General features: G+C 48.3%; 21 protein-coding genes. 17 read left to right on the top strand and 4 right to left on the bottom strand.

Going from position 1 to position 23,320, the window contains the following annotated elements:
• Positions 1-49: 49 nt before the first annotated feature.
• Both CRO25_RS30415 and rlmN read left to right on the top strand, forming a co-directional pair.
• On the top strand, positions 50-1,414 hold the full coding sequence (locus CRO25_RS30415; RefSeq protein WP_063565896.1) for a sodium-dependent transporter: 1,365 nt from the start codon (positions 50-52) through the stop codon (positions 1,412-1,414).
• A gap of 176 nt (positions 1,415-1,590) precedes the next feature.
• A complete protein-coding gene (gene rlmN / locus CRO25_RS30420; RefSeq protein WP_079697560.1) occupies positions 1,591-2,685 on the top strand; it encodes a 23S rRNA (adenine(2503)-C(2))-methyltransferase RlmN in 1,095 nt (364 codons plus the stop codon).
• A 338-nt stretch (positions 2,686-3,023) separates the two neighbouring features.
• Here rlmN and CRO25_RS30425 read toward each other — a convergent pair whose 3' ends face one another.
• Entirely contained in the window at positions 3,024-3,464 is a 441-nt protein-coding gene (locus tag CRO25_RS30425; protein WP_079697561.1) for a GNAT family N-acetyltransferase, read from the bottom strand.
• Between the two features lie 141 nt (positions 3,465-3,605).
• Here CRO25_RS30425 and CRO25_RS30430 point away from each other — a divergent pair, with 141 nt between their 5' ends.
• The 6 genes from CRO25_RS30430 to CRO25_RS30450 all read left to right on the top strand — a co-directional run bounded on the left by CRO25_RS30430 (position 3,606) and on the right by CRO25_RS30450 (position 8,601).
• Positions 3,606-4,112, top strand: coding sequence for a MarR family winged helix-turn-helix transcriptional regulator (locus CRO25_RS30430; RefSeq protein WP_064641639.1), 507 nt, complete (start codon positions 3,606-3,608; stop codon positions 4,110-4,112).
• Between the two features lie 53 nt (positions 4,113-4,165).
• On the top strand, positions 4,166-5,266 hold the full coding sequence (locus CRO25_RS30435) for a glycosyl hydrolase family 8 (protein ID WP_306291831.1): 1,101 nt from the start codon (positions 4,166-4,168) through the stop codon (positions 5,264-5,266).
• A 115-nt stretch (positions 5,267-5,381) separates the two neighbouring features.
• Positions 5,382-6,257, top strand: a complete 876-nt coding sequence (locus CRO25_RS30440; protein WP_063565901.1) for a diguanylate cyclase domain-containing protein — start codon at positions 5,382-5,384, stop codon at positions 6,255-6,257.
• Positions 6,258-6,283: 26 nt separating this feature from the next.
• Positions 6,284-6,427, top strand: coding sequence for a hypothetical protein (locus tag CRO25_RS33625; protein ID WP_162842446.1), 144 nt, complete (start codon positions 6,284-6,286; stop codon positions 6,425-6,427).
• Positions 6,420-7,715 (top strand): glycosyltransferase, encoded by a 1,296-nt coding sequence (locus CRO25_RS30445; protein ID WP_063565902.1) that lies wholly within the window; start codon positions 6,420-6,422, stop codon positions 7,713-7,715. The genes CRO25_RS33625 and CRO25_RS30445 overlap by 8 nt, the downstream gene beginning before the upstream one ends.
• Positions 7,716-7,872: 157 nt before the next feature.
• Complete coding sequence (locus CRO25_RS30450; RefSeq protein WP_079697563.1) at positions 7,873-8,601, top strand: class I SAM-dependent methyltransferase; 729 nt, start codon at positions 7,873-7,875, stop codon at positions 8,599-8,601.
• A 115-nt stretch (positions 8,602-8,716) separates the two neighbouring features.
• On the opposite strand, the gene CRO25_RS30455 is transcribed toward CRO25_RS30450, so the two are convergent.
• A complete protein-coding gene (locus tag CRO25_RS30455) occupies positions 8,717-9,496 on the bottom strand; it encodes an ABC transporter ATP-binding protein (RefSeq protein ID WP_024629731.1) in 780 nt (259 codons plus the stop codon).
• An 85-nt stretch (positions 9,497-9,581) separates the two neighbouring features.
• A complete protein-coding gene (locus tag CRO25_RS30460; protein WP_079697564.1) occupies positions 9,582-10,808 on the bottom strand; it encodes an MFS transporter in 1,227 nt (408 codons plus the stop codon).
• A gap of 119 nt (positions 10,809-10,927) precedes the next feature.
• On the opposite strand from CRO25_RS30460, the gene CRO25_RS30465 reads away from it, so the two are divergent.
• The 9 genes from CRO25_RS30465 to CRO25_RS30505 all read left to right on the top strand — a co-directional run bounded on the left by CRO25_RS30465 (position 10,928) and on the right by CRO25_RS30505 (position 23,079).
• Positions 10,928-11,821 (top strand): helix-turn-helix domain-containing protein, encoded by an 894-nt coding sequence (locus tag CRO25_RS30465; protein ID WP_179132311.1) that lies wholly within the window; start codon positions 10,928-10,930, stop codon positions 11,819-11,821.
• Between the two features lie 474 nt (positions 11,822-12,295).
• A complete protein-coding gene (locus tag CRO25_RS30470) occupies positions 12,296-13,213 on the top strand; it encodes a sugar ABC transporter permease (protein WP_079697566.1) in 918 nt (305 codons plus the stop codon).
• Between the two features lie 29 nt (positions 13,214-13,242).
• Positions 13,243-14,124, top strand: a complete 882-nt coding sequence (locus CRO25_RS30475) for a carbohydrate ABC transporter permease (RefSeq protein WP_063565907.1) — start codon at positions 13,243-13,245, stop codon at positions 14,122-14,124.
• 55 nt (positions 14,125-14,179) lie between these two features.
• Complete coding sequence (locus CRO25_RS30480; RefSeq protein ID WP_079697567.1) at positions 14,180-15,775, top strand: extracellular solute-binding protein; 1,596 nt, start codon at positions 14,180-14,182, stop codon at positions 15,773-15,775.
• 32 nt (positions 15,776-15,807) lie between these two features.
• Positions 15,808-16,791 carry a LacI family DNA-binding transcriptional regulator gene (locus CRO25_RS30485; protein WP_063565929.1) on the top strand — a complete coding sequence of 328 codons (984 nt, stop codon included), beginning with the start codon at positions 15,808-15,810 and terminating at the stop codon, positions 16,789-16,791.
• A 44-nt stretch (positions 16,792-16,835) separates the two neighbouring features.
• Positions 16,836-17,948, top strand: a complete 1,113-nt coding sequence (locus CRO25_RS30490) for a glycoside hydrolase family 105 protein (protein WP_079697569.1) — start codon at positions 16,836-16,838, stop codon at positions 17,946-17,948.
• Positions 17,945-19,030 carry a pectinesterase family protein gene (locus CRO25_RS30495; protein WP_079697570.1) on the top strand — a complete coding sequence of 362 codons (1,086 nt, stop codon included), beginning with the start codon at positions 17,945-17,947 and terminating at the stop codon, positions 19,028-19,030. The genes CRO25_RS30490 and CRO25_RS30495 overlap by 4 nt, the downstream gene beginning before the upstream one ends.
• Positions 19,031-19,407: 377 nt before the next feature.
• Entirely contained in the window at positions 19,408-20,979 is a 1,572-nt protein-coding gene (locus CRO25_RS34210; RefSeq protein WP_097115847.1) for a chitinase, read from the top strand.
• Positions 20,980-23,079, top strand: coding sequence for a glycosyl hydrolase family 18 protein (locus CRO25_RS30505; protein WP_079697572.1), 2,100 nt, complete (start codon positions 20,980-20,982; stop codon positions 23,077-23,079).
• Between the two features lie 23 nt (positions 23,080-23,102).
• Here CRO25_RS30505 and CRO25_RS33730 read toward each other — a convergent pair.
• A partial coding sequence (locus CRO25_RS33730) for a hypothetical protein (RefSeq protein ID WP_218670796.1) occupies positions 23,103-23,320 on the bottom strand: 218 nt, incomplete at its 5' end.

The following is a 23,320-nucleotide window of genomic DNA, read 5'->3' on the forward strand; positions in this document are numbered from 1 at the left end:
TGACTGTTATATAATAACGGAAAATCTTAGAACAGATGGAGTAGATATAATGAATTTCAGTAAGTCCAGTAATTCCAATTTGAATCAAGACGAACCGGGCAAAGGTGAACGCTTCTCACAGGCCGGATTTATCCTGGCTGCCATTGGTAGTTCAGTGGGTCTCGGCAACATGTGGAAGTTTCCTTATATTACGGGAGAGAACGGGGGAGCGGCGTTTTTCCTGCTCTTTATCGTTTGTCTCCTATTGATTGGTCTGCCCGTATTGCTGGCTGAGCTTGCGATTGGTCGTAGCGGCAGAGGAAGCGCGGCTACGGCCTTTATCAAAGCGGGTGGGCAAAAAGGGTGGCTTGCGGCTGGTTTGCTGCAAGTATTGACGCCGTTTATCATTCTTTCCTTTTATGTCATCATTGCAGGCTGGACGCTGCAATATGCAGTGACGTCATTCAGCGGCACGCTGTATAACAATCCTGACTATGCTGGGCAATTTGGTGATTTTGTAGGCGGTTATATGCCGATTGTCTGGCAGCTGATCTCAGTTCTGATTACAGGCTGGATCGTAGCCAAAGGGGTATCGAATGGGATCGAGAAGTTTAACAAAGTGCTGATTCCAGCGATGCTCGTTCTGCTCATTATCCTGATGGTTCGTGCAGTGACTTTGCCAGGAGCTGGTGCGGGAGTTTCCTTCTTCCTGAATCCTGACTTCTCGCAGCTTACGACTGAATCTGCGCTTGTTGCGCTTGGACATGCTTTCTTCTCCCTATCGCTGGGTATGGGTATTCTCGTGACATACGGTTCATATGTTGATAAAAATCAATCGCTCGGTGCAGCAACCATTGCTGTCGGTGCGGGTGACTTGATCTATGCATTCATTGCCGGTCTGATCATATTTCCAACGACATTCTCCTTCGGGATTGCACCAGATCAGGGCCCGTCGCTGATCTTTGTGGCTCTGCCGGCAGCCTTCTCGGCTATGCCGCTGGGCTTCGTGTTTGGTGGGTTGTTCTTCGTGCTTCTAGCGATTGCGGCGTTAACTTCGGCTGTATCCTTGCTGGAAGTTCCGGTGAAATATTTCATGGAGAGACTATCCTGGAGCCGGAGTCGTTCGGTATGGACCATCTCACTTGCGGTCTTCATCGTTGGGCTTCCTTCGGTATTGTCGCTCGGGTTATTCCCAGAATGGAAGATTGGCTCGAAGAGTGTGTTCGACTGGATGGACTTTATGGCGTCCAACATTTTACTTCCGATTGGTGGATTGCTCGTTACTATTTTTGCCGGATACTTCTGGAAAAAGGCAGCCGAAGCTTCCGGCCTGCGTGCAGGCTGGTTCCGGGTATGGCTGTTCATGCTGCGTTATATAGCGCCAATCCTGGTGCTTCTGGTTCTGCTGCACACCTCCGGTATTATTCACTTCTAAACGGTTGGGAATTGAAGTGGAGAAGTAAGCTACTGTGCAGATTTGCCATTGATAAAACCTCTTGGAAGAAATGCAAAAGCCCTTGTGTTCCCTCGTCAATTTTGGGACAATACAGAGTAGAGGTTTTTTCGATAGACCGATAAGCCATATGCTTTTTGCGAAAAGAGGACAATAACATGATTAAATCATCCATATATGGATTAACATTAGAGCAACTACGTGACTGGCTGCCGGAGCACGGACAGAAGAAATCCCGTGCTTCCCGCATCTGGGAATGGTTATATCAGGAGCGTGTGCACGATTTTACAGACATGACGGACGTGCGTCAGGAATGCCTGGATGTCATTTCCGAGCACTTCACGATGAACTCGCTGAGTGAACATGTGAAGCAGGAATCCGCAGACGGCACCGTGAAATTTCTGCTGCGTATGCAGGACGGTAATCTGATTGAAACGGTCTTAATGCGCCAAAAATACGGTCTCACTGTATGTGTAACTACTCAAGTGGGATGTAATATTGGTTGCAGCTTCTGCGCGAGCGGGCTGATCAAGAAGAGCCGCGATCTGTCCGGTGGTGAGATTGTAGAACAGATTATGCATGTACAACAGTATCTTGATGCAGCTGCTCAAGGCGAGCGGGTAACTAACGTGGTCGTAATGGGAATTGGCGAGCCGTTTGACAATTTCCAGAACATGACTGACTTCATCGAAGTGATCAAGCATCGTAAAGGACTGGCGCTTGCGGCTAAACGGATCACCGTATCCACGAGTGGGCTACCTGACAAGATCAAGGAATTTGCAGACAGCAGTCTGCAGGTTAATCTAGCGATCTCCCTGCACGCACCGAATAACGAACTGCGGACACATATCATGAAGATCAACCGGGCCTTCCCGATTGAACAATTGATGGATGCAGTGGATTATTACCTGGCTACGACGAACAAGCGTATTATGTTTGAGTATATTTTGCTCCGGGATGTCAACGATCAGCGTGAACATGCGGCCGAACTGGCTGAACTGTTGTCCAGCCGCAAGAGTATGGTCAGCATCAATCTGATTCCGTATAATCCGGTGGATGAGCACAGTCAGTATCAGCGGAGCACGGAAGAGTCCATTCTGGGCTTCTATGATACGTTGAAAAAGAATAACATTAACGCAACTGTACGCATGGAACATGGTACCGATATCGATGCGGCATGCGGACAATTGCGTAGTAAACAGATGAAAAATAACGCCACTGAATCCCAGCCAGGTCGTCTGGCTTTGGGATAAGGATGCAAGAGAAGAAGTCAGGTTAACGCCTGGCTTCTTTGTCATGTTATATACTTATTAAATACTCTCCCAATGTGGCGCTACATCTAACGAACTCATTCACCTTATTGTGGCAAAATACGTGAATTAGAAATCCTAACGAACTTCAATCACGTTATTGCATTCAAATTGATATAGAAGGTGCAAGCTAGTTTGCAAAGCAGAAAATAAGGCGTGTACGGTTCGTTACAATCCCAAAATGGTTGAATCTCCATTAATAGCACTGACTGGGTTCATTAGAAACCAAAAAGAGCATCCCAAAGTCTTGTTCTTGAACTTTGAGGATGCTCTTTTTGTATTTATTTCAGTTTTTTGGTCATCAGTAGATGAGGAATGCCATCTTCCATGAATACGTCCGAGGCTGCCGTGTATCCGAGACGTTCGTAGAATCCGGAGGCTTGTACCTGTGCGTGCAGCTTGGCTTTCTTCAGCCCTTGAGCGAGTGCCATCTGCTCCAGCTTATCGATCAGCACACGACCAAGTCCATGTTTCCGATAATCGATCATGACACAGATCCGTTCCAATTTGGCAACATTTTCGACCACACGTAGTCTGGAAGAGGCGGCAGGAATGCCGTCTACGTAGAGCAGGATATGTTTTGCTTCCGTATCCAGTGCATCATAAGCATCGAATTCGTCCTCAGCCGGCACCCCTTGCTCTTCAACAAAAATAGCGGTACGAATGGCGAAGCAGGCATCGAGCAATTCCTGGTTATTAGCTTCAACAATAGTTGTATTCATGAATGTTTCTCCTTTAGTCAATAGTAATTCTATTCTGGCATGGTAAACTGGTAGATAGCTTGAATATATACCTGTTCGATGTGTTATCATGGTTAAAATTTAAACTGATTCAATTCAGTTATATCATCAATTATGTTGCGAATGCAACAATTTTATAGAGGGGTGAATCCATTGACTGAAAAAAAAGAAGTGTTGCGTGAAATCGGCATGATTGCCCGCTGTTTGGATTCAATCAGCAACGTTGAATTCCAACATCTAAACTTGTCTCGTGGACAGTATTTGTATCTTTATCGCATATGTGAGAATCCTGGTATTATCCCCAACCAGCTCGCTGAATTAATCAAAGTGGATCGGACCACTGCGGCTAGAGCCATCAGCAAACTGGAAGCGGACGGGTTTGTCGTCAAACAGTCGGCAATGGGTAATAAAAAGAATAAGTTGTTATATCCGACAGATGCGGGTCTTGAAGCCTGGGAGTTCATCCGCAGGGAGGGTGTTCATTCGGACCAGGTAACGCTGGAGGGCTTAACGGAGGAAGAGATCGAGATTGCAGTTAAGCTTCTGCGCCGGATGCGCCACAATATTGAGGTGGATTGGAAATTCGTCAAAAAGGGCGGCCGCCGACCTTATATGGATCAATCTGAATGAGCAAAGAGCGATATCCCAGAACTGTAACAACACAGGAGGGAAATATGCAGGTCATGAACCGGAAAAGACTGGTGTGGTTGGTCATACTGGCAGTTGGTATCGCGGCAGCATGGATTATTTTTATGAAGGAGCGGTTTGTGATGAACGATCCATCCCCGACAGTCTCTTTTGTACAGAATCATATGACCAATTCGAATGGCACACTGGCCACCTATCTTCAGGATGCTTCGTCAGTAGATCCAAATATTGTGGCAGGTCGGGAGGCTTTGTCTGAATCCATCGGACTGTGGATGCAATACGCCGTAACCAAGAACGATCAGGTGTTATTTGAGCAGAGTTATGATCTCTTAAAGACTTATTTCCTGATGCCTCAAAACTATATTGCCTGGAAGCTGGATGCGGAAGGGAAGTCTCATGTGACCACCAATGCGCTTGGCGATGATTTTCGAATCGTCGGGGCATTATTGAAGGCGGCAGATCAATGGGAGCAGGGCCGGGAGGGGAAGCTGGGAACAGCCAATCATATTGTCCGTACACTGACGCAATCCGTTCAGACCAAGGGGTATTATGTTGATTTTCACGATTTCGCTAATGGACATTCACCGGATATATTAAGTCTGGTTTATATTGATCTGCAGGCGCTGCAAGCGATGGAAGAGCATGAAATGCTGGAACCAGGAACCTATAACAAATACGAATCTCTGCTGAAAAGCATGCCGGATGACGGCATATTTTACCCTAAAACCTTTAATGTTGTAACGAAAGAATATACATATGATGATACGGTCAACCTGATCGATCAGCTAATTGTCGCCAACCATTTAACGGCAACCAACCGGACGCCGGACAAGCTTATTTCTTTTCTGAAAACTGAATTCAATACCCGTCATCAGTTGCCGGGCCAATATAAACGTACGGGGCGTACACCCGCCGTATCTTATGAATCTCCATCGGTTTATGGACTCGCCATGCTGCTCGCTGTTCAATCAGGTGATCCAAAATGGGCCAAACAGCTGTATAACCATATGATCGCCTTGCGCAGTCTGGATAACGCTTATCCGGGAGGGTACGTATTTGATGGCAATACACATATGTTTGATAACCTATTCCCTTTACTTGGCGAGACTGAATTACAAAAGTTCCTTGAAAAGTAATAATTCTGTCATTTTATATTTTTAATATTATGTTAGCATAATATTTGTCTAATCATGTCATAATTTGTTGTATTATAATTATCACTATCAAAATTCTACTGGAGAGAAGGTAACTATGAGGAATAAAGCACCCATTCGTCGTATTGCATGGGGATATGCCAGTTTGATCGGATTAGCCGTGATCCAGCAACTCGTTGTCTATCTTAAAATTTATATGAATCAGAGTTATACCATACTGGATGTGGTATTCAGTATCGCCTCGCTTGGTGCGCTGGTTCTTGGTTTTGTGATACCTGTCGGAGTGTCTGTCGTCGCCGGATTTGTATATCTGGTCTCTTACTTTGTCTGGCTTGTTACCTATGCAGATGTGAATGTGCTTACGTTCTCATGGTGGCTATTAATCCCGGCCAATGTGGCTGTGGCTGCTTTTGTTAAGGCAAGTCTTGTGCGCAGTGCCCGTGTCATGGAACGTCTGCAGGAGCTGCAGGAACGTAATCCGCAGATTGATCCAGATACATCCTTGGGCAACAAGGAAGCTCTTGCCGATACGGTCATTAAGCAAAGCAATCTTGCCAGACGTTATTCGGAGCAATATGGGTTCAGCATGGCCATGTTCAAGATTGAATTTTTGCCATTGGTACTGGAGTCACTTGGTTCCGTACGATATGCACAGTTTCTGCTTGAGCTGTCCAATACGATCCAAAAGCAAATCCGGTATGAGGATTACAAGTTTTATGTGGATCGGGGACGGTTTGTGATCATTTGCCCGATGACCGATGTGGGGCACTTGCCAGTGCTTACAGAACGGATCAAAAAAGCGATGATGGACCTGCAGATGATTGATAAAAAAGGCAATGAACTACAGACGGTTATTCGATCCGGTGCACTGGTATTCCAGAAGGAACAGTTCGGCAAGTATGAGGATATTGATGCTGTTATTGCCGCGCTGGAACGGAACACAGAGACAGATCTCATTGGAGAGTATATCTAAAACTAGCGGGAAAGGAGAGATGCTCTGTGGACTATATGTCATGGTTCATCCCGATCTGCATCGCCGTCAGCTGTATGTTCGCGGTTTTTACAATTGTATTAACGATTGCCACTCTTCGCTTTCGATCCAAGGTGAATCGCAAGTACGATCGGAGGAAGGTAAGTGGCTGATTTTATATTGCTATTATCGATATTTAGTATATGGATTGCCGTATTTGAATCCATAGTCATTATGGCTGGAGCCGTTCGTTTTATCCAAAAACAGGACAAAAAGGGGATTCAGATTCCTAAGAACATGGATCATTATCCAACCGTAACCGTCATGGTACCTGCACATAATGAAGGATTGGTTATTGTAGCTACCGTGGAGCATATCCTGCGTCTGAATTATCCTGAAGATAAGGTTCAGATCATCGTTATTGCGGATAACTGCACGGACGATACAGCGGAGAAGCTGCGGACATTTCTGAGCCAAACCAGTTATGTACATCGGAATGTGACTGTTATGGAGCGTAAGGGTACGGGAGGCAAGTCTGGTGCATTGAATGACGGTCTAGAGATATCTACGGGTGAGTGGATTTGCATCTTTGATGCAGATGCTGCCCCTGAGCGGAATTCCCTGATGTTTCTAACACAGAAGTCTTTGGAAAACCCGGAACAATACGGTGTCGTGTTTGGCAGAAATAAAGCTCGGAACCGGGGACAGAACTTCCTTTCCAAATGCATTAATCTGGAGATCATCACATCACAGCGGGTTTACCACACAGGGCTGTGGGAATTATTCCAGCTGGGTTCCATTCCGGGGACCAATTATATTATTAAAACGGAGCTAATTCGTGAGATTGGCGGCTGGGATGTTACAGCGATCACGGAAGATACGGCATTATCCTTTGAGATTTTGAATCGAGGGCAATTCATTGCCCTTGCGCCCCAGGCAGAAGCCTATCAACAAGAGCCGGAAAAGGTCGGCGTGTATATGAAGCAGCGTGAACGATGGGCAAAAGGGAATTACCAGGTTGTTTTGGATAATATCCATAACCTGTTCAACCGGTCCAGCTGGCGTAACAAGTTGTTGGTTATCTATTATGCGGTCAGTTACTTTTGGTTTATGCTCGCCATCATTGTATCGGATATCATCTTTCTCGTTAATCTAGTCTACCAGATCATTGCGATGTTCAAACCGGAAGTGATTTCACCGTTCCAATTTGCCGGAGATGCGTATGTATTTCTCGTCATTGGATGGGCGTTTATGTACTTTATATATGTATTGCAGATCAATCTTGCACTCGCGGCAGACATTGGACAGAGCAATACTCGTAATTTCATATACGCCTGTGTATCCTATTTTACGTATGCGCAGCTGTTTATTCTTATCTCGATCAAAGCTTTCTACTCTTTGGTAATGGACAAGATCAAGAAACGTGAGAGCAAATGGTACAAAACGCAGCGTTTTGGCTGAGCCATTATAACGATCATCTTCTAATACGTAAGGGCTGTCTGCTGGAGTATTTCGGGCGACAGCCTTTTTGCTGTAGAAACCTATGCCGATATTCTGTATAATCTTCCAGGCTGAATATGAGAGCTGAACTTCATTACAGTAACGGAGGGGTTGCGCAATGAGCGAACGGGGATCGGATTTTTACGAAGATGGGGCCAATTTCGAGAAGTATATGGAACGCCGGCAGTGGCAGGAGAATGCCAATGATACGTTGGAGAAGCCTGTAATGCTGGAGTTAGTCGGAGACGTTGGGGGCTTGAGCATATTGGATCTCGGCTGTGGGGATGCGAGGTTCGGAGCAGAACTGTTGGGTCCCGCCCACCGTGGTGGCAGTTATACGGGAATTGAAGGTTCAGTGAATATGATTCAGGCAGCCAATGAATCGATAAAGGGTCAGAACGCACAGATTGAGCAAGCGTATATCGAAGATTGGAGCTATCCCGCAGATACATATGATCTGGTCATATCCAGACTGGCGATTCATTATATTGAGGATGTGGACAGCCTATTTCGCAAGGTATACCACACGTTAAAAGAGAATGGCACATTCGTATTTTCGGTAGAACATCCTGTGATCACGTCCACGTTGCAGCCTTCGGGAGTGCGAACCAACTGGGTTGTCGATCAGTATTTTGTGGAGGGATTTCGTGAGCAGCAATGGCTTGGAGGTACGGTGAAAAAAATGCATCGCTCCATTGAATCCTACTATATGGCATTACAACAGGCAGGATTTCAAGTACAGCATCTGCGGGAATCGGCGCCTCAGCGTCAGCATTTTGTGAACGAGGAGACGTACCTGCGCAGACAGCGGATTCCGTTGTTTTTATTCCTGTCTGCCCGGAAATAATACACAGAAAATTGTGGATAATTCATAATATAGCCAAAGAGCCCAAAAACCTGTCCACATGTGGATAAGATTTTGGGCTGCTTCGACTATTCTGACTGTGAATAGATATAAAAAATTATTTATCCGATGCTCTGACATATACACGTTCTCCATGTCGGTCCACATCCACAGGTGATTCAAAAAAGTTACTCAGTACGTCTTTGTTCATCAACTCACTGGTTAATCCGCTATTCACGATCTCACCCCGCCGGAGCAGCAGGCTGTGACTGAACACAGGCAATATTTCCTCCGTATGATGAGTCACGTAGATGAGCGAAGGGGTATCCGGCTTCTGCGTCAGCTCACTGATACTTTCAAGTAGCCGCTCTCTAGAGAACAGATCGAGCCCATTGCAAGGTTCGTCCAGAATGAGAACACGCGGGTTAGCCATCAGGGCTCGGGCAATGAGCAGCTTCTGCTTCTCCCCCTGGGAGCAGGTACGGTATTCGCGATCCCACAGATGCTGACAGCCGAGCGTATGCATCAATTCTCGTGCTTGATCCAGATCCTCGTCGGACAGTTTATCGTACAGTCCGATGGTGGCGTGTTTGCCACTAATCACGACATACTGGGTGCGGTCGGTGCCATACAATTTCTCCTGAAGGGAGGAGCTGACCCAGCCAATCGACTTCCGCAGCTCACGCAAATCCACATCCCCGTAACGGTGTCCGAGCACAGATATTGTACCTTCTGTGGGCCAGAGATATCCGGTGATCATGTTCAGGAGTGTGGTTTTACCAGAACCATTCAGGCCAAGCAATGCCCAATGTTCGCCTTCGTTTACACGCCAGCTGACATCGTTCAGCAGGGTGATTGGTCCCCTTTTCCAAGTAACATGCTGTACATCAATGATCATGGGTTATTCCTTCCTTCTGTTTAGCCTCTGTCTCCATTATCCTGACCTTATTGTAGTCACAAAACGACTGACGTTTCAATGCATATTAGGCGTTTCTTGGCCGATCCCGGCGCAGGAATACAGCACACACCCCGAGCAGCGGCAAAAAAGAACATAGCTTGATGACGAATGAAATGCTGGTCACATCAATCAGGGAACCGAGCACAACCGAGCCGAGTCCCGCCATGCCGAACGACAGGCCGAAGAACAATCCCGATACCGTCCCAATATGACGCGGCAGCAACTCCTGTGCGTAGACAATGATGACACTGAAGCCGGACATCAGAATCAAACCGATGATGCCGCATAATACCATGGATAGAGCAGGTCCCGCATAAGGCAGCAGCAGTGAAAATGGTGCAGTACCCGCGATGGAGAACCAGATCATCGGTTTACGTCCATAACGGTCAGCCAGTGGGCCGCCGAGCAGGGTTCCAACCATACCCGCAAATTGCAGAACGAACAGGCAGATCTGGGCCTGCGAAAGAGGCAGGTTATACGCATCGGCGTAATAAAAGGCATAGTATCCGGTCATGCCGGCAATATAAACGAATTTGGAAAACAGCAGCAGGATGAGGATCCCCATTGTAAAAGCGATAAATCCCCGACTTACAGGTTGGGCAGCAGGCTGCACAATGCCATTTGCCTGTACAGGCTGTTGCTGACGGCTGCGATTTTCCGCCAATTTGTCTCTATACCAACGGCTAACGGAAGACTGGATAAAGATCCCGATTAGGGCAAAAGCCATTAGCCACAGAAAACTAAGCTGTCCATGCGGGAGCAGGATAAAGGCAACCATCAACGGGGCGAGAGCCTGACCTGTGTTGCCACCGACCTGGAAGATGGACTGTGCCATTCCGCGTCCTCGACCTGCCGCCAGATGGGCAACGCGTGAGGATTCGGGATGCAGGATGGATGAGCCTATGCCGATCAATGCTGCGGAGACAAGCAGCATCCATAGCTCGGAAGACAAGGCAAAGCCGAAAACACCGATCAGGGATAACAACATGCCTCCGGGCAGTAGGATTGGCATGGGCTTGCGATCAGACATATAACCGACCAGCGGCTGTAGAACCGATGCGGTAATATTCAATGTGAAGGCAATCCAGCCCATCTGGGCGAAACTGAGCTGCATGGTCTGCTGGAAAAGCGGAAAAGCAGACGGAACAACGGTCTGCATCGCATCATTCAGCAGATGGGCGAAGCTGACTCCGGCAAGCGCCCAATTGGCGGAGTGATTGATTTGCATTTTGCTTACAGCGGCTTGTGCCACGGGAGATCACCTCGAATTATTTTTTTTACCATGATAAAAGATACAGACAGATATTGTCTTTGTGAAAAGTGCTTGGAAAGTGAGCACGATTTGCTATAATGTCAGCAGGTGAGGAAACGATGGAATTAAATATGATGCTGAATGGATTGGAATTGTGGAAGGCTTCTGGCGGATTCACCAATGAACCTCATGTGCATGATGACTGGTATCAGGTTACGTTGCCTGTAAGAGGACAATGCCATCTGGTGCAGGAACAGCACGCTTATCCACTACAAGCAGGACTGGGGATTATTGCGCATCCCCGGATGGAGCACTTTTTTGAGATTGGTTCGAATTCCGCGGTTATCGTGATCAAGTTTCGTAATCCGCCAGTTGGCGGCTTGGAGGATTCAGCGAGGCAAGGGGTGCAGACCGAATTTCGGACAACACAAAGCTTCGATCCTGCTGAAATTAGCAGACTGTTTCGAGGCTGGAACGCCATTTTGCTGGACGATGCGCCTGAACCATTGCAGATACAGGAAGCAGAGCTTGCAGTAGAGACCTATCTTAGACGAATGCTGACTGGTCAACCGAATGGGAGTAACCTGACGCTGGCAACCGCAGGAATAGGTGTGGCGAGGAGCGTGGGGTCTAGCCTGGTTTGCGGGCAGCTTCAAAATCTGTATCAGCAAACAAGCAGCCACGGCGGCGCGTTCATCGACCCCCATCTGCGGCGTGTGCTGGAGTATATACACAGTGACTATACAAGTCCAATGGACATTGAATCGATGGCGGCGGTTGCGCACCAGAGCAGATATCATTTTATGCGTTCCTTCAAGGCGCTGACAGGTTCAACGCCGTATCAGTACGTGCTGAATTTGCGTGTGGAGGAAGCCACCCGACGACTGCGCCATACAACAGATTCAGTGACCACCATCAGCTTTGGGCTGGGGTTCTCCAATGTCAGTCAGTTCTACAGGGCGTTTCAGCGCGTGACAGGTGTAACACCGATGGAGTATCGAAACCAGATGTAGAATCCGAAGAGGTTGAAGCCATAGGCACACGTATAAAAAATGTAACAATCCTGCGCTGCACCAGAACGCTGGTGTAGGCAGGACAAGAACCGGGCAGAACGAAAGAAATACGTTCATTGCCCTTTTTTTCGCGCTTTTTTGCCCGCTAACCTGTCTCCCAGATCGACAAAAGCATGCAGATCTCTTCGCAGGCAAACACTGATTTTTGTTGTTGCCAAACCAGATGGACTTTGCTAAGATGGGAAAAATAGTTTATGTAAGCGTATACATTTAGGGAAAAATTACAACGTTGTAATTATAGGCTTAAGTTTATATTTACTTCATCAATCGATTCATATTTGTATTAATATTCCATTATTAAAGGGGTTTAACGGTTTTTGTATTTAAGGGGATGATTTGATTTATGCATGAAGTGGCATGTTTATGTCCAAAAATTCAAACGTTGTAATTTTAATGTGAAGGGGAGTCTATGAAGTGAAAAATCGCATGTCCACGCTGTTCAGCCTGATCAAACGGGATAAGTATTTGCTGCTGATGTTCTCACCCATTTTTCTGTATTACGTCATCTTCATGTATGTTCCCATGCCGGGCATGCTGCTGGCCTTCCGCAATTTCATGCCGGGGCAGGGAATGTTCAGCGGGGAATGGGTGGGCCTGAGGTGGTTTGATCAGTTCGTGAATTCCATCTACTTCTGGAGGCTGCTGCGCAATACGTTTTTGCTCGCCTTCCTGCCGCTCCTGTTCGGCTTCTCCATCCCCATTCTGTTCGCCGTCTGTATTGTAGAAATCAAGAATCAGACGTTCAAGCGGTTCGCCCAGACCGTCACCTACCTTCCGCATTTCATCTCCACCGTCGTGGTCGCGGGCATGATTATTAACTTCCTGTCACCCACGGACGGGATCGTGAACACCCTGATTGCCAAGCTCGATATGGAGAAAGTGAACTTCATGATGGACGCCGGATGGTTCCGAACGATATTCACCAGCTCCGATATCTGGCAGAGCTTTGGTTTCAGCTCCATTATCTACATTGCAGCCATTATGGGCATTGACCCCGAAATGTACGATTCCGGCAAAATTGACGGCGTCAACAAATTCCAGGAGCTATGGCACCTGACACTTCCCAGCATCAAGCCAACGATTGTCATCCTGCTGCTCCTGTCGCTTGGCGGTATCATGAGCGTAGGATTTGAGAAAGTATATCTGCTCTATAACGGTGCTACCTATGAGACCGCAGACGTGTTGTCCACCTACGTATACCGAATGGGGATTGAAGGACAGAACTACGGATTTGCGACAGCCGTCGGCCTGTTCAACTCTATTATCACCTTTGTGCTTGTGTTCGCGGCTAATACGATGACCCGGCGTCTGACCAAGATGTCACTCTGGTAAGACCATATCCCGACCCAAAGGAGACCTGTATGCAAAAATCGAGAAGTGACCGGTTATTCTACGGATTTGTCTACCTGCTGACCATATTGGCAGTCGTCGTTACGCTGTATCCTTTTCTGTACGTGATCAGCATTTCATTCAGCTCAGTTGATGCGATTGACAAACAAAAGGTTGCGTTGTGGCCGGTAGGATTCACTTTGTCCGGGTACAAAATGGTGCTCCAATACCGGGAGTTGTGGGTGTCCTTCTATAACACCCTGTGGTACACCGTTATAGGTACATTGCTGAATATTGTAGCTACGTGCCTCGCTGCATTTCCGTTATCCAGGCAGCAATTTTTCCTGCGCAGAAAGCTGAACTTTTTCATCGCCTTCACCATGTATTTCTCGGGTGGACTCATCCCGGTCTACATGCTGATTACGTCACTGGGGCTATATAACACCCGCTGGGTGATGGTGCTTCCTGTGCTGGTCATTACGTTTAACGTCATGATCTGCCGCTCAGCCTTTGAGGGTATTCCGAATGAAATCTTCGAGAGTGCAAGCATAGACGGGGCCAATGAACTGACGATGCTGTATCGTCTGGCGATACCCATTATCAAGCCAACGCTTGCTGTGCTGACGCTATATTACGCCGTATTCCACTGGAACAACTTCTTCTCAGCCCTGCTATATCTGGGCAAACAGGATATGCAGCCCTTGCAAATGTTCCTGCGCAGGGTGCTGATCATGGCATCACCGGAGGTCATGCAAAAAATGGGTGGCACGATGACCACGGGTGCGCTCGCGGTGTCCACACTTCAGGTTCGGTATGTGTCGATTGTGGTCAGCATTCTGCCAATCGTTACGATCTACCCTTTTATCCAGCGGTACTTCGTCAAAGGGATTACCCTCGGAGCCGTGAAAGGGTAGCCTTATTGATCACCATGCTTCACCCAAGGTTGTTCATAACAAGGAGGAATAACGGATGATAATCAGAGGGGCCGGAAGAAAAAGTGTTCTCGCGGTGATTCTTGCTATCAGTCTCGCCGGATGCAGCAGCAGTACAGGAGCAGGGGGAGATAAGGGCAGTGCTTCACCAAGCTCGGAGCCAGCGTTCAACTACACAGGGGCAGGTCCGGTAACGGACCAGAAAGATGCCAAGCTGTCGATTCTCGGGACTAACGCATGGACGACTAACGTGGATCTCTCTACTGCCGAGATTGTGAAGAAAATTGAGAGTAATGCCGGGGTAACAGTCGATTGGGATCTCATTCCGCCGCAGAATTATGCAGATGCGGTGAATCCAAGGCTTGCGGCCGGAACAGGATTGCCGGATATCGTCTATCTGCCGGATCAGGATCAGCTCATGAAATACATTAACAGTGGTCTGTTTATTCCGCTGAATGACCTGGTGGAGAAGTATGGTGTGAATCTCAAAAAAATTTACGACAAATCCCCCTCCGTCAAAGCCAGTTTAACGACGCCAGATGGTAAAATGTATTATGTTCCGCAGCAAACGCTTACGAAAAACTACATGCCCTTGTTTATGGTGAATGAACGCTGGTTGAAGAAGCTGGGACTGAACGAACCTGCGACACTGGATGAGTTCACAGCGATGCTGCGCAAATTCAAGACAGACGACCCGAACGGTAACGGCGAGGCGGATGAAATACCGTTGTCCATGGAATCCAAGTTTGTGCCGATGGCATTTGGTCCTGCTTTTGGTCTTGATCTGTCCAATCAGTTCTATGCTGATGACCAGGGTAAGGTACATTTCAGCTATTATGAGCCTGCCTACAAGGAATATCTGACATACCTGAACGGGCTGTACAAAGAAGGACTGCTCGGGGTGGACTATGCCAGTACCACAAGTGATCAGGTGACCTCCCGCATCTCGCAGGATGTAACCGGAGCCACGTTTAATTTTAGCTGGTACATGTCGATGGTCTACAGCCCGCTGTTCAAGGATTATGATCCGGCGGAGCCCATCTTCAAAGGCATTCTGCCACTGAAAGGACCGCATGGAGACCAGTTCTATATTGGACGTACTCCTGTGAGTGGGATTTTTGGAATCTCCAAAGATAGCAAAAATCCGGAGCTTGCCTTCCGTTTCCTGGATTATGCGGTTAGTGAAGAAGCGCAGACGTATTATACGTGGGGAATCAAGGACGATACGTACACCGAAGAGAATGGCGTGAAGACATTCACGGACAAAGGCAAAGATAATGACTATATCCAGAAACTCGGCATTGGTCCCGTGAATCTGCCGAACATTCAGTCTACCGATTCGGCGGATTCCGTTGTGGCCGAATGGCATGCCAAGCTCGACAAGGAATTGGAGCCTTACATCCACGAGCCGTTTCCATTCGTATATGCTCTGCCGGATGAGGCGAGTGTAGAGAGCATGTCCATGCCGGATATTACGACATATGTGGAAGAGATGAACTTCAAATTTATAAGCGGAGATGCCAGTCTGGATCAGTTTGACAGTTATATTGAGACTTTGAAAAAAATGAACATTGAGCAGGTTATTGCCGGCAGACAGGCGCAATATGACCGGTATAAGGCCGCACAGCAATAAGCTTCCCAAGGGTTGAGAGGTGTTGATTGATTTTGATAACCATTAAGGACATTGCCAAATTAGCGGGAGTGAGCTACAGCACAGTATCCAAGGCGCTCAACGGTGATCCCCGTATCAAACCGGCGACGCGGCAGAAGGTGCTTGCGGTTGCGGAGAAGCATCAATATCGAAAAAACATTATGGCACAGCAGCTCTCCACCGGCAGAAGCAACATTATTGGCTTTGTTCTTGATGAACTGAGCAATCCGTTGTTTTCGAATATATCGGGCAATCTGCACGCGGAGCTGAAGAAGCGGGGATACCAGATGATTTTGGTCGTCGCGGATGATGGGCTGGATGTTTTTAGCCAGCTTCGCGTGGATGGATGTATCCTGTGGGATTATGCGCTGGACAATCGGGATGCCTTCTGGAAAAAGTTCGCGACACTCAACATGCCATGTTTTGTGCTTGGTACAGATGAAGCCCCGAATTCCCCTTACATCAAGATTGACCGGAAAGAGGGCATATACAAAGCAGTTGAGCATCTGAAATCACTGGGACATAGCCGGATTGGTTTCATTGGCAACTCCCAAAATATCAAGCTTGAAGGGTATCGGGAAGCGTTGCAGCGCACAGGCCTTGATTTTGATCAACGCCATGTGCTGCCTGCACATTCCTCCTGGGAGGATGGTTATTTTGCCATTCGGAATTATACGTTTGAATCAGATTCGCCAACGGCATTTATTGGCTTGAACAACCTGGTGACCCGAGGCGCGCTGCGGGCTTTGCTGGAAGCCGGCTACAATGTGCCGAATGATATTTCGTTAATCGGTTATGATGATCTGCCGGATATGCAGTATGCCGAGGTGGCGCTAACCACCATTGGCCCGCCGCTGGATGAACTGGCAGCACAGGCAGCAGAGTTGATCGTATCGTTGATCCGTGATGAGCAGACGGATTATCCGGTGATTATCCAACCGAAGCTGAATCATCGCAATTCGACGGCAGTTTGCCGTCAGCAGGTGTCTGAGCATTAAGGATAGGCTGAGTACAACATTCAAGGTCCAGGGAGGGTTCTTTTATGCAAGTACAGACGCAGTTATCTTGGTCGGAGCGAATAGCGGAGATGATTTGCCAGCAATGCGATGGAGAGGGCTATCATGTGTTTCCTTCGGAACGGTGGGCATATGTTCAGGGAATGACGTTAATGGCAATGGCACGCACTGGCAAGCAATACGGCAAGGACGAGTATGTTTCTTTTATGAAAAGACATATGGATCTGTATGTTCAGGAGGATGGTTCCATCGGAACGTATTCCCTGGAAGAGTACAACCTGGATCAGATTAATCAGGGCAAGAACCTGTTCGAATTGCTGGAAACCACCGGGGATCAGCGATACGCTGAAGCTGCGCATCTGCTCGCAGCCCAGCTCGCTGGACAGCCCCGAACGTCGGAGGGCGGATTTTGGCACAAAAAAATCTATCCGTTCCAGATGTGGCTGGATGGATTGTATATGTCGTCGCCATTCCTGGCGCAATATGCTAAGACGTTTGACCGACCTGATCTGTGGGATGAAGTGGCTCATCAGATTTTGCTAATCGAACGCAAGACGCGTGATCCGCGCACGGGTCTGCTCTATCATGGCTGGGATGAATCGAAGGAGCAGGTCTGGGCCGACTCCGTAACCGGATGCTCCGCACACTTCTGGAGCCGGGCGATGGGCTGGTATGCGATGGCGATCGTGGATAGTCTGGAGCACTTCCCGATTCATCATCCGAAACGGGGCACAATCATTGGCATCTTCGAGCGCATGTGTAATGCATTGGTACGTGTACAGGAGCAGGAGAGCGGGCTCTGGTTCCAGGTGCTGGACCAGGGATTCCGCAAGGGCAATTATCTGGAAGCTTCCGGTTCAAGCATGTTTGTGTATGCCATGGCGAAGGGCGTTCGCTTGCGTTACCTTGAGCCGCATTTCAGGCAGGCCGCAGAGAAGGGATGGCATGGACTGACGTCCCGTTTGATGGAAGAAACGGAGGAAGGCGTGAAGCTGAACGCGATCTGTCACGGGGCAGGGCTCAGTCTGGATCGGGATGGTTCATACAGTTATTATGTCGGCGAGCAGATTGTAAGCGACTCGTTTATGGGCATGGCACCGCTCTTGCTGGCTGCGCTGGAAATGGAGCGATTGCCATGAACAAACCTCTGTCACATGGATCAGATGTGGATCTGTACAGGAATGGTTACCTGGTTGCTGCGGACGGAAGCGGCGATTTTCCCACTATTCAGGCTGCCATTGATGCGATTCCGGCCGACTGCACTGAAAAGTATACGATTCGCATAAAGCCAGGCACTTATATTGAAAAACTACACATCGAGAAGCCGATGGTTCACCTCGTCGGCGCGGGAGCTGATCAGACTATCATCATGTATGATGATTATGCGCTCAAAAAGTTCCCGAACGGGGAGTTGTATCATACCTTTCATTCGTACACGGCCTTTATTGGTGCAGATGATTTCAACGCTGAAGGACTTTCCTTCATCAACTCGGCTGGACCTGGTCGTGAGGTGGGTCAGGCGTTGGCTGTCTACGTGGATGGGGACCGGGCAGCCTTCAGGCATTGCCGATTTATAGGTCACCAGGACACGATCTTTACCGGACCGCTGCCCGAGCAGCCCATTGACCGGAGTTTCTTCGGGGGACCGCGTGACGGGGCAGAGCGGCGGAAGCTGCGCCAATATTATGAGGACTGTTACATTGAGGGCGATGTGGATTTTATTTTTGGCTCGGCTACGGCAGTGTTCCAGGGCTGTGAGATTTTTGCGAAGAATCGCTTATGCGATGATGCTGCTGCTGCAGAGGGAGAAGTGAATGGCTGGATCACGGCTGCTTCCACACCAGAGGATGCACGTTATGGCTATGTGTTTATCGATTGTGACCTGACCAGCAACGCCCCCGTTCAGTCCGTATATCTAGGCAGACCGTGGCGAAATCATGCCAAAGTCTGCTTCCTGAACTGCTGGATGGGGGCGCATGTGAAGCAGGAGGGCTGGCATAACTGGAACAAGAACGATGCGGAAGCGACGGTAGCGTACTTCGAATATCATAGTGCCGGACCTGGGGCCGGAAGTGTGATGGGGAGAGTTCCATGGTCGAAAATACTCAGTGATCAGGAAGCGGTCGAATATACTGTGCCTGTTATTTTATCCGGTGAGGATGGGTGGCAACCTTTCGAAGGTATGCTGTCATTTGAACTAGTCTCCTCGAAGTTAAAATAAGCGTGGTAATACATCCGTTTATTTATAAAATAAAAATAAAAAAAGGCCATCTATCAAGTCTCTTAATGACTTGGTAGATGGCCTTTTTGTGCGGTATATTACATTTTTCGCCCCCCATAGAAATAATTTATCCCTTATCTCAATTGCATTTTACTGATTAAATACAGGATGAGGATCTGTAAATTCCCTGTAAATTTGGATGATGTCTGCAAAAAAAAGAATACGAGAGGGAAGGTCCATTTGATAAGGGAAGGGAGTGAAGCGATACTCATCGTCAGACGGTTTTATAAGCTCTATAGATCGCGGATCACATGTAAGTGCACCAGTGAAGCTTTGTTTGCAAGGTGAAAATAATCTGAATACAGGAGGGATTTTGCTTGAATCAAGCTGTTCGATTCCGCCCGGTCATTACATTCGCTTTGGCATTTCTTCTGATTATTACGTGGTTTGCACCAAGAGCAGACGCCGCTGCCCAGTGGCAGGCAGGCACCGCATACAAACAAGGAGATCTAGTAACCTATTTAAATAAAGATTATGAATGTATTCAGCCCCATACGGCTTTGACCGGATGGGAGCCCTCAAATGTGCCTGCATTGTGGAAATACGTCGGGGAAGGTACGGGAGGAGGAACTCCAACTCCGGATACGATACCACCTACCGTCCCTGCAGGTTTAACCTCATCCCTCGTCACGGATACATCGGTCAATCTTACCTGGAACGCTTCCACGGATAATGTGGGTGTCACCGGATATGAAGTGTACCGGAATGGTACTCTCGCGGCGAACACTTCAACGACTACGGCTGTAGTCACAGGACTGACAGCTGGCACCACATATGTTTTTACAGTCAAAGCAAAAGATGCGGCAGGCAATCTGTCCGCAGCAAGCACCTCTCTCAGCGTTACCACTTCCACCGGATCTTCGAATCCTGGGCCTAGCGGCAGCAAATGGCTGATCGGCTACTGGCACAACTTCGATAATGGCTCTACCAACATTAAACTGCGCAACGTTTCAACAGCCTATGATGTTATTAATGTCTCCTTTGCCGAGCCGATTTCACCCGGCAGCGGAACGCTCGCTTTTACTCCGTATAACGCTACGGTAGAAGAGTTTAAGTCGGACATTGCATACCTTCAAAGCCAAGGGAAGAAGGTACTGATTTCTATGGGGGGAGCCAATGGCACGATTGAGCTCACAGATGCGACCAAGAGACAACAGTTCGAGGATTCCCTGAAATCCATTATTTCGACTTACGGATTCAATGGTCTCGACATCGATCTTGAAGGAAGCTCCCTGTCTTTAAATGCGGGCGATACCGACTTCCGCAGTCCAACGACGCCGAAGATCGTTAACCTGATTAACGGCGTGAAAGCGCTTAAATCACACTTTGGTGCCAATTTTGTTCTGACCGCTGCACCGGAAACGGCCTACGTACAGGGCGGATATCTGAACTATGGTGGTCCTTGGGGGGCGTATCTTCCAGTGATTCATGCCTTGCGCAATGACCTGACCCTACTTCATGTGCAGCACTATAACACCGGTTCGATGGTGGGGCTGGATGGACGTTCTTACGCTCAAGGGACAGCCGATTTCCATGTCGCCATGGCCGATATGCTGCTTCAAGGGTTTAACGTAGGTGGAAGCTCGGGTCCATTCTTTAGCCCTCTGCGACCGGACCAGATTGCGATTGGTGTACCGGCTTCCCAGCAGGCGGCTGGAGGAGGCTATACGGCGCCAGCTGAGCTGCAAAAGGCATTGAATTATCTGATCAAAGGAGTATCATACGGCGGCTCCTATACCTTGCGCCAGCCTGCGGGCTATGCCGGTCTCAAAGGCATTATGACCTGGTCAATCAACTGGGACGCGTATACGAATAACCAGTTCTCGAACGCACATCGTCCATTCCTGAATGGACTTAGCACGCAAAAGACAGAGGAGGTTGTGTATTAAATGATAAATTTAAATAAACGCACTGCTTTTAAGAAGACTGCAAAGTTTTTCCTTGGTCTGTCCCTGCTCTTATCCGTCATCGTTCCTTCCTTCGCGCTCCAACCTGCTACGGCCGAAGCAGCAGATTCTTATAAAATTGTTGGTTACTATCCGTCCTGGGCTGCGTACGGCAGAAACTATAATGTAGCTGACATCGACCCAACCAAAGTGACGCATATCAACTATGCGTTTGCTGATATTTGCTGGAACGGCATTCATGGAAATCCGGACCCTTCGGGCCCCAATCCTGTAACCTGGACCTGCCAGAATGAAAAAAGCCAAACGATCAATGTTCCGAACGGAACGATTGTGCTCGGCGATCCATGGATCGATACGGGCAAGACATTTGCAGGGGATACGTGGGATCAGCCCATTGCAGGTAATATCAATCAGCTTAACAAGCTGAAACAAACCAATCCTAACCTGAAGACTATTATCTCCGTCGGAGGATGGACGTGGTCCAACCGTTTCTCTGATGTAGCCGCGACTGCTGCAACCCGGGAGGTCTTTGCTAACTCTGCCGTGGACTTCCTGAGAAAGTACAATTTTGACGGAGTAGATCTGGACTGGGAGTACCCGGTATCAGGCGGTCTCGATGGTAACAGCAAACGTCCTGAAGATAAGCAAAACTACACATTGCTCCTGAGCAAAATCCGTGAAAAATTGGATGCAGCGGGAGCTGTGGACGGCAAGAAGTATCTGCTTACGATTGCAAGCGGTGCGTCTGCGACCTATGCTGCCAATACGGAGCTTGCAAAAATTGCTGCCATCGTCGACTGGATTAACATTATGACATACGATTTTAACGGGGCTTGGCAAAAGATCAGCGCACATAATGCGCCATTGAACTATGATCCTGCAGCTTCAGCCGCTGGCGTGCCAGATGCCAATACATTTAATGTGGCAGCCGGAGCACAAGGGCATCTGGATGCAGGCGTACCGGCCGCTAAACTCGTGCTTGGTGTTCCATTCTACGGTCGTGGCTGGGATGGATGCGCACAAGCAGGCAACGGCCAGTATCAGACGTGCACGGGTGGTTCTTCCGTTGGAACATGGGAAGCAGGCTCCTTTGATTTCTACGATCTGGAAGCCAATTACATCAACAAAAACGGATACACGCGTTACTGGAATGACACGGCTAAAGTGCCATATCTCTATAATGCGTCCAACAAGCGCTTTATCAGTTATGACGATGCGGAGTCCGTTGGATATAAAACGGCTTATATCAAGAGCAAAGGACTCGGCGGAGCGATGTTCTGGGAGCTCAGCGGTGACCGTAACAAAACACTTCAAAACAAACTGAAAGCCGATCTGCCTACTGGAGGTACAGTGCCACCAGTAGATACGACGGCACCAAGCGTACCCGGGAATGCTCGTTCGACAGGTGTGACGGCAAACTCTGTGACGCTGGCCTGGAATGCTTCAACGGATAATGTAGGGGTTACCGGTTATAACGTCTATAATGGCGCTAATCTTGCGACATCGGTCACCGGAACGACAGCTACAATCAGCGGACTTACAGCGGGTACTTCATATACCTTCACGGTAAAAGCAAAAGATGCAGCAGGTAATCTGTCTGCAGCCAGTAATGCTGTAACTGTAAGCACAACGGCTCAGCCGGGAGGCGATACGCAAGCGCCAACTGCACCAACGAACCTTGCGTCGACCGCACAAACCACATCCAGCATAACGCTGAGTTGGTCGGCATCCACTGACAATGTGGGTGTAACGGGTTATGACGTGTACAACGGAACGACACTGGCAACAACGGTAACCGGTACGACGGCAACGATCAGCGGACTTGCTGCGGATACCTCGTATACATTTACGGTAAAAGCAAAGGATGCGGCAGGCAACGTGTCTGCAGCGAGCAACGCGGTGAGTGTGAAGACAGCCGCCGAAACGACGAATCCTGGCGTATCCGCATGGCAGGTCAACACAGCTTATACTGCGGGACAACTGGTCACATATAGCGGCAAGACGTATAAATGTTTACAGCCCCACACCTCCTTGGCAGGATGGGAACCATCCAACGTTCCTGCCTTGTGGCAGCTTCAATAGTTAAAAATTGAAATACAACATTTTTAATTGAAATGTGCAGTGTTGGCGAGCTTAGTTAGTGGAAAGAGAATATGACACATGGATTGTTTCTCGGCGCTAAACAGAAGAAGATAAGAAAAGGGAAGACCAAAAACCACCGGCTCTTGATGAACTGCACCCCAATTGTTAGACACAACTACCAATTGGAGGTGCAGTTTTTTTATGACTAAATTCAGTTCAGAAGAAAAAGTACAAGCCGTTA

The sequence above is a fragment of the Paenibacillus sp. RU5M genome (assembly GCF_900221055.1).
Lineage (GTDB): Bacteria > Bacillota > Bacilli > Paenibacillales > Paenibacillaceae > Paenibacillus > Paenibacillus marchantiae.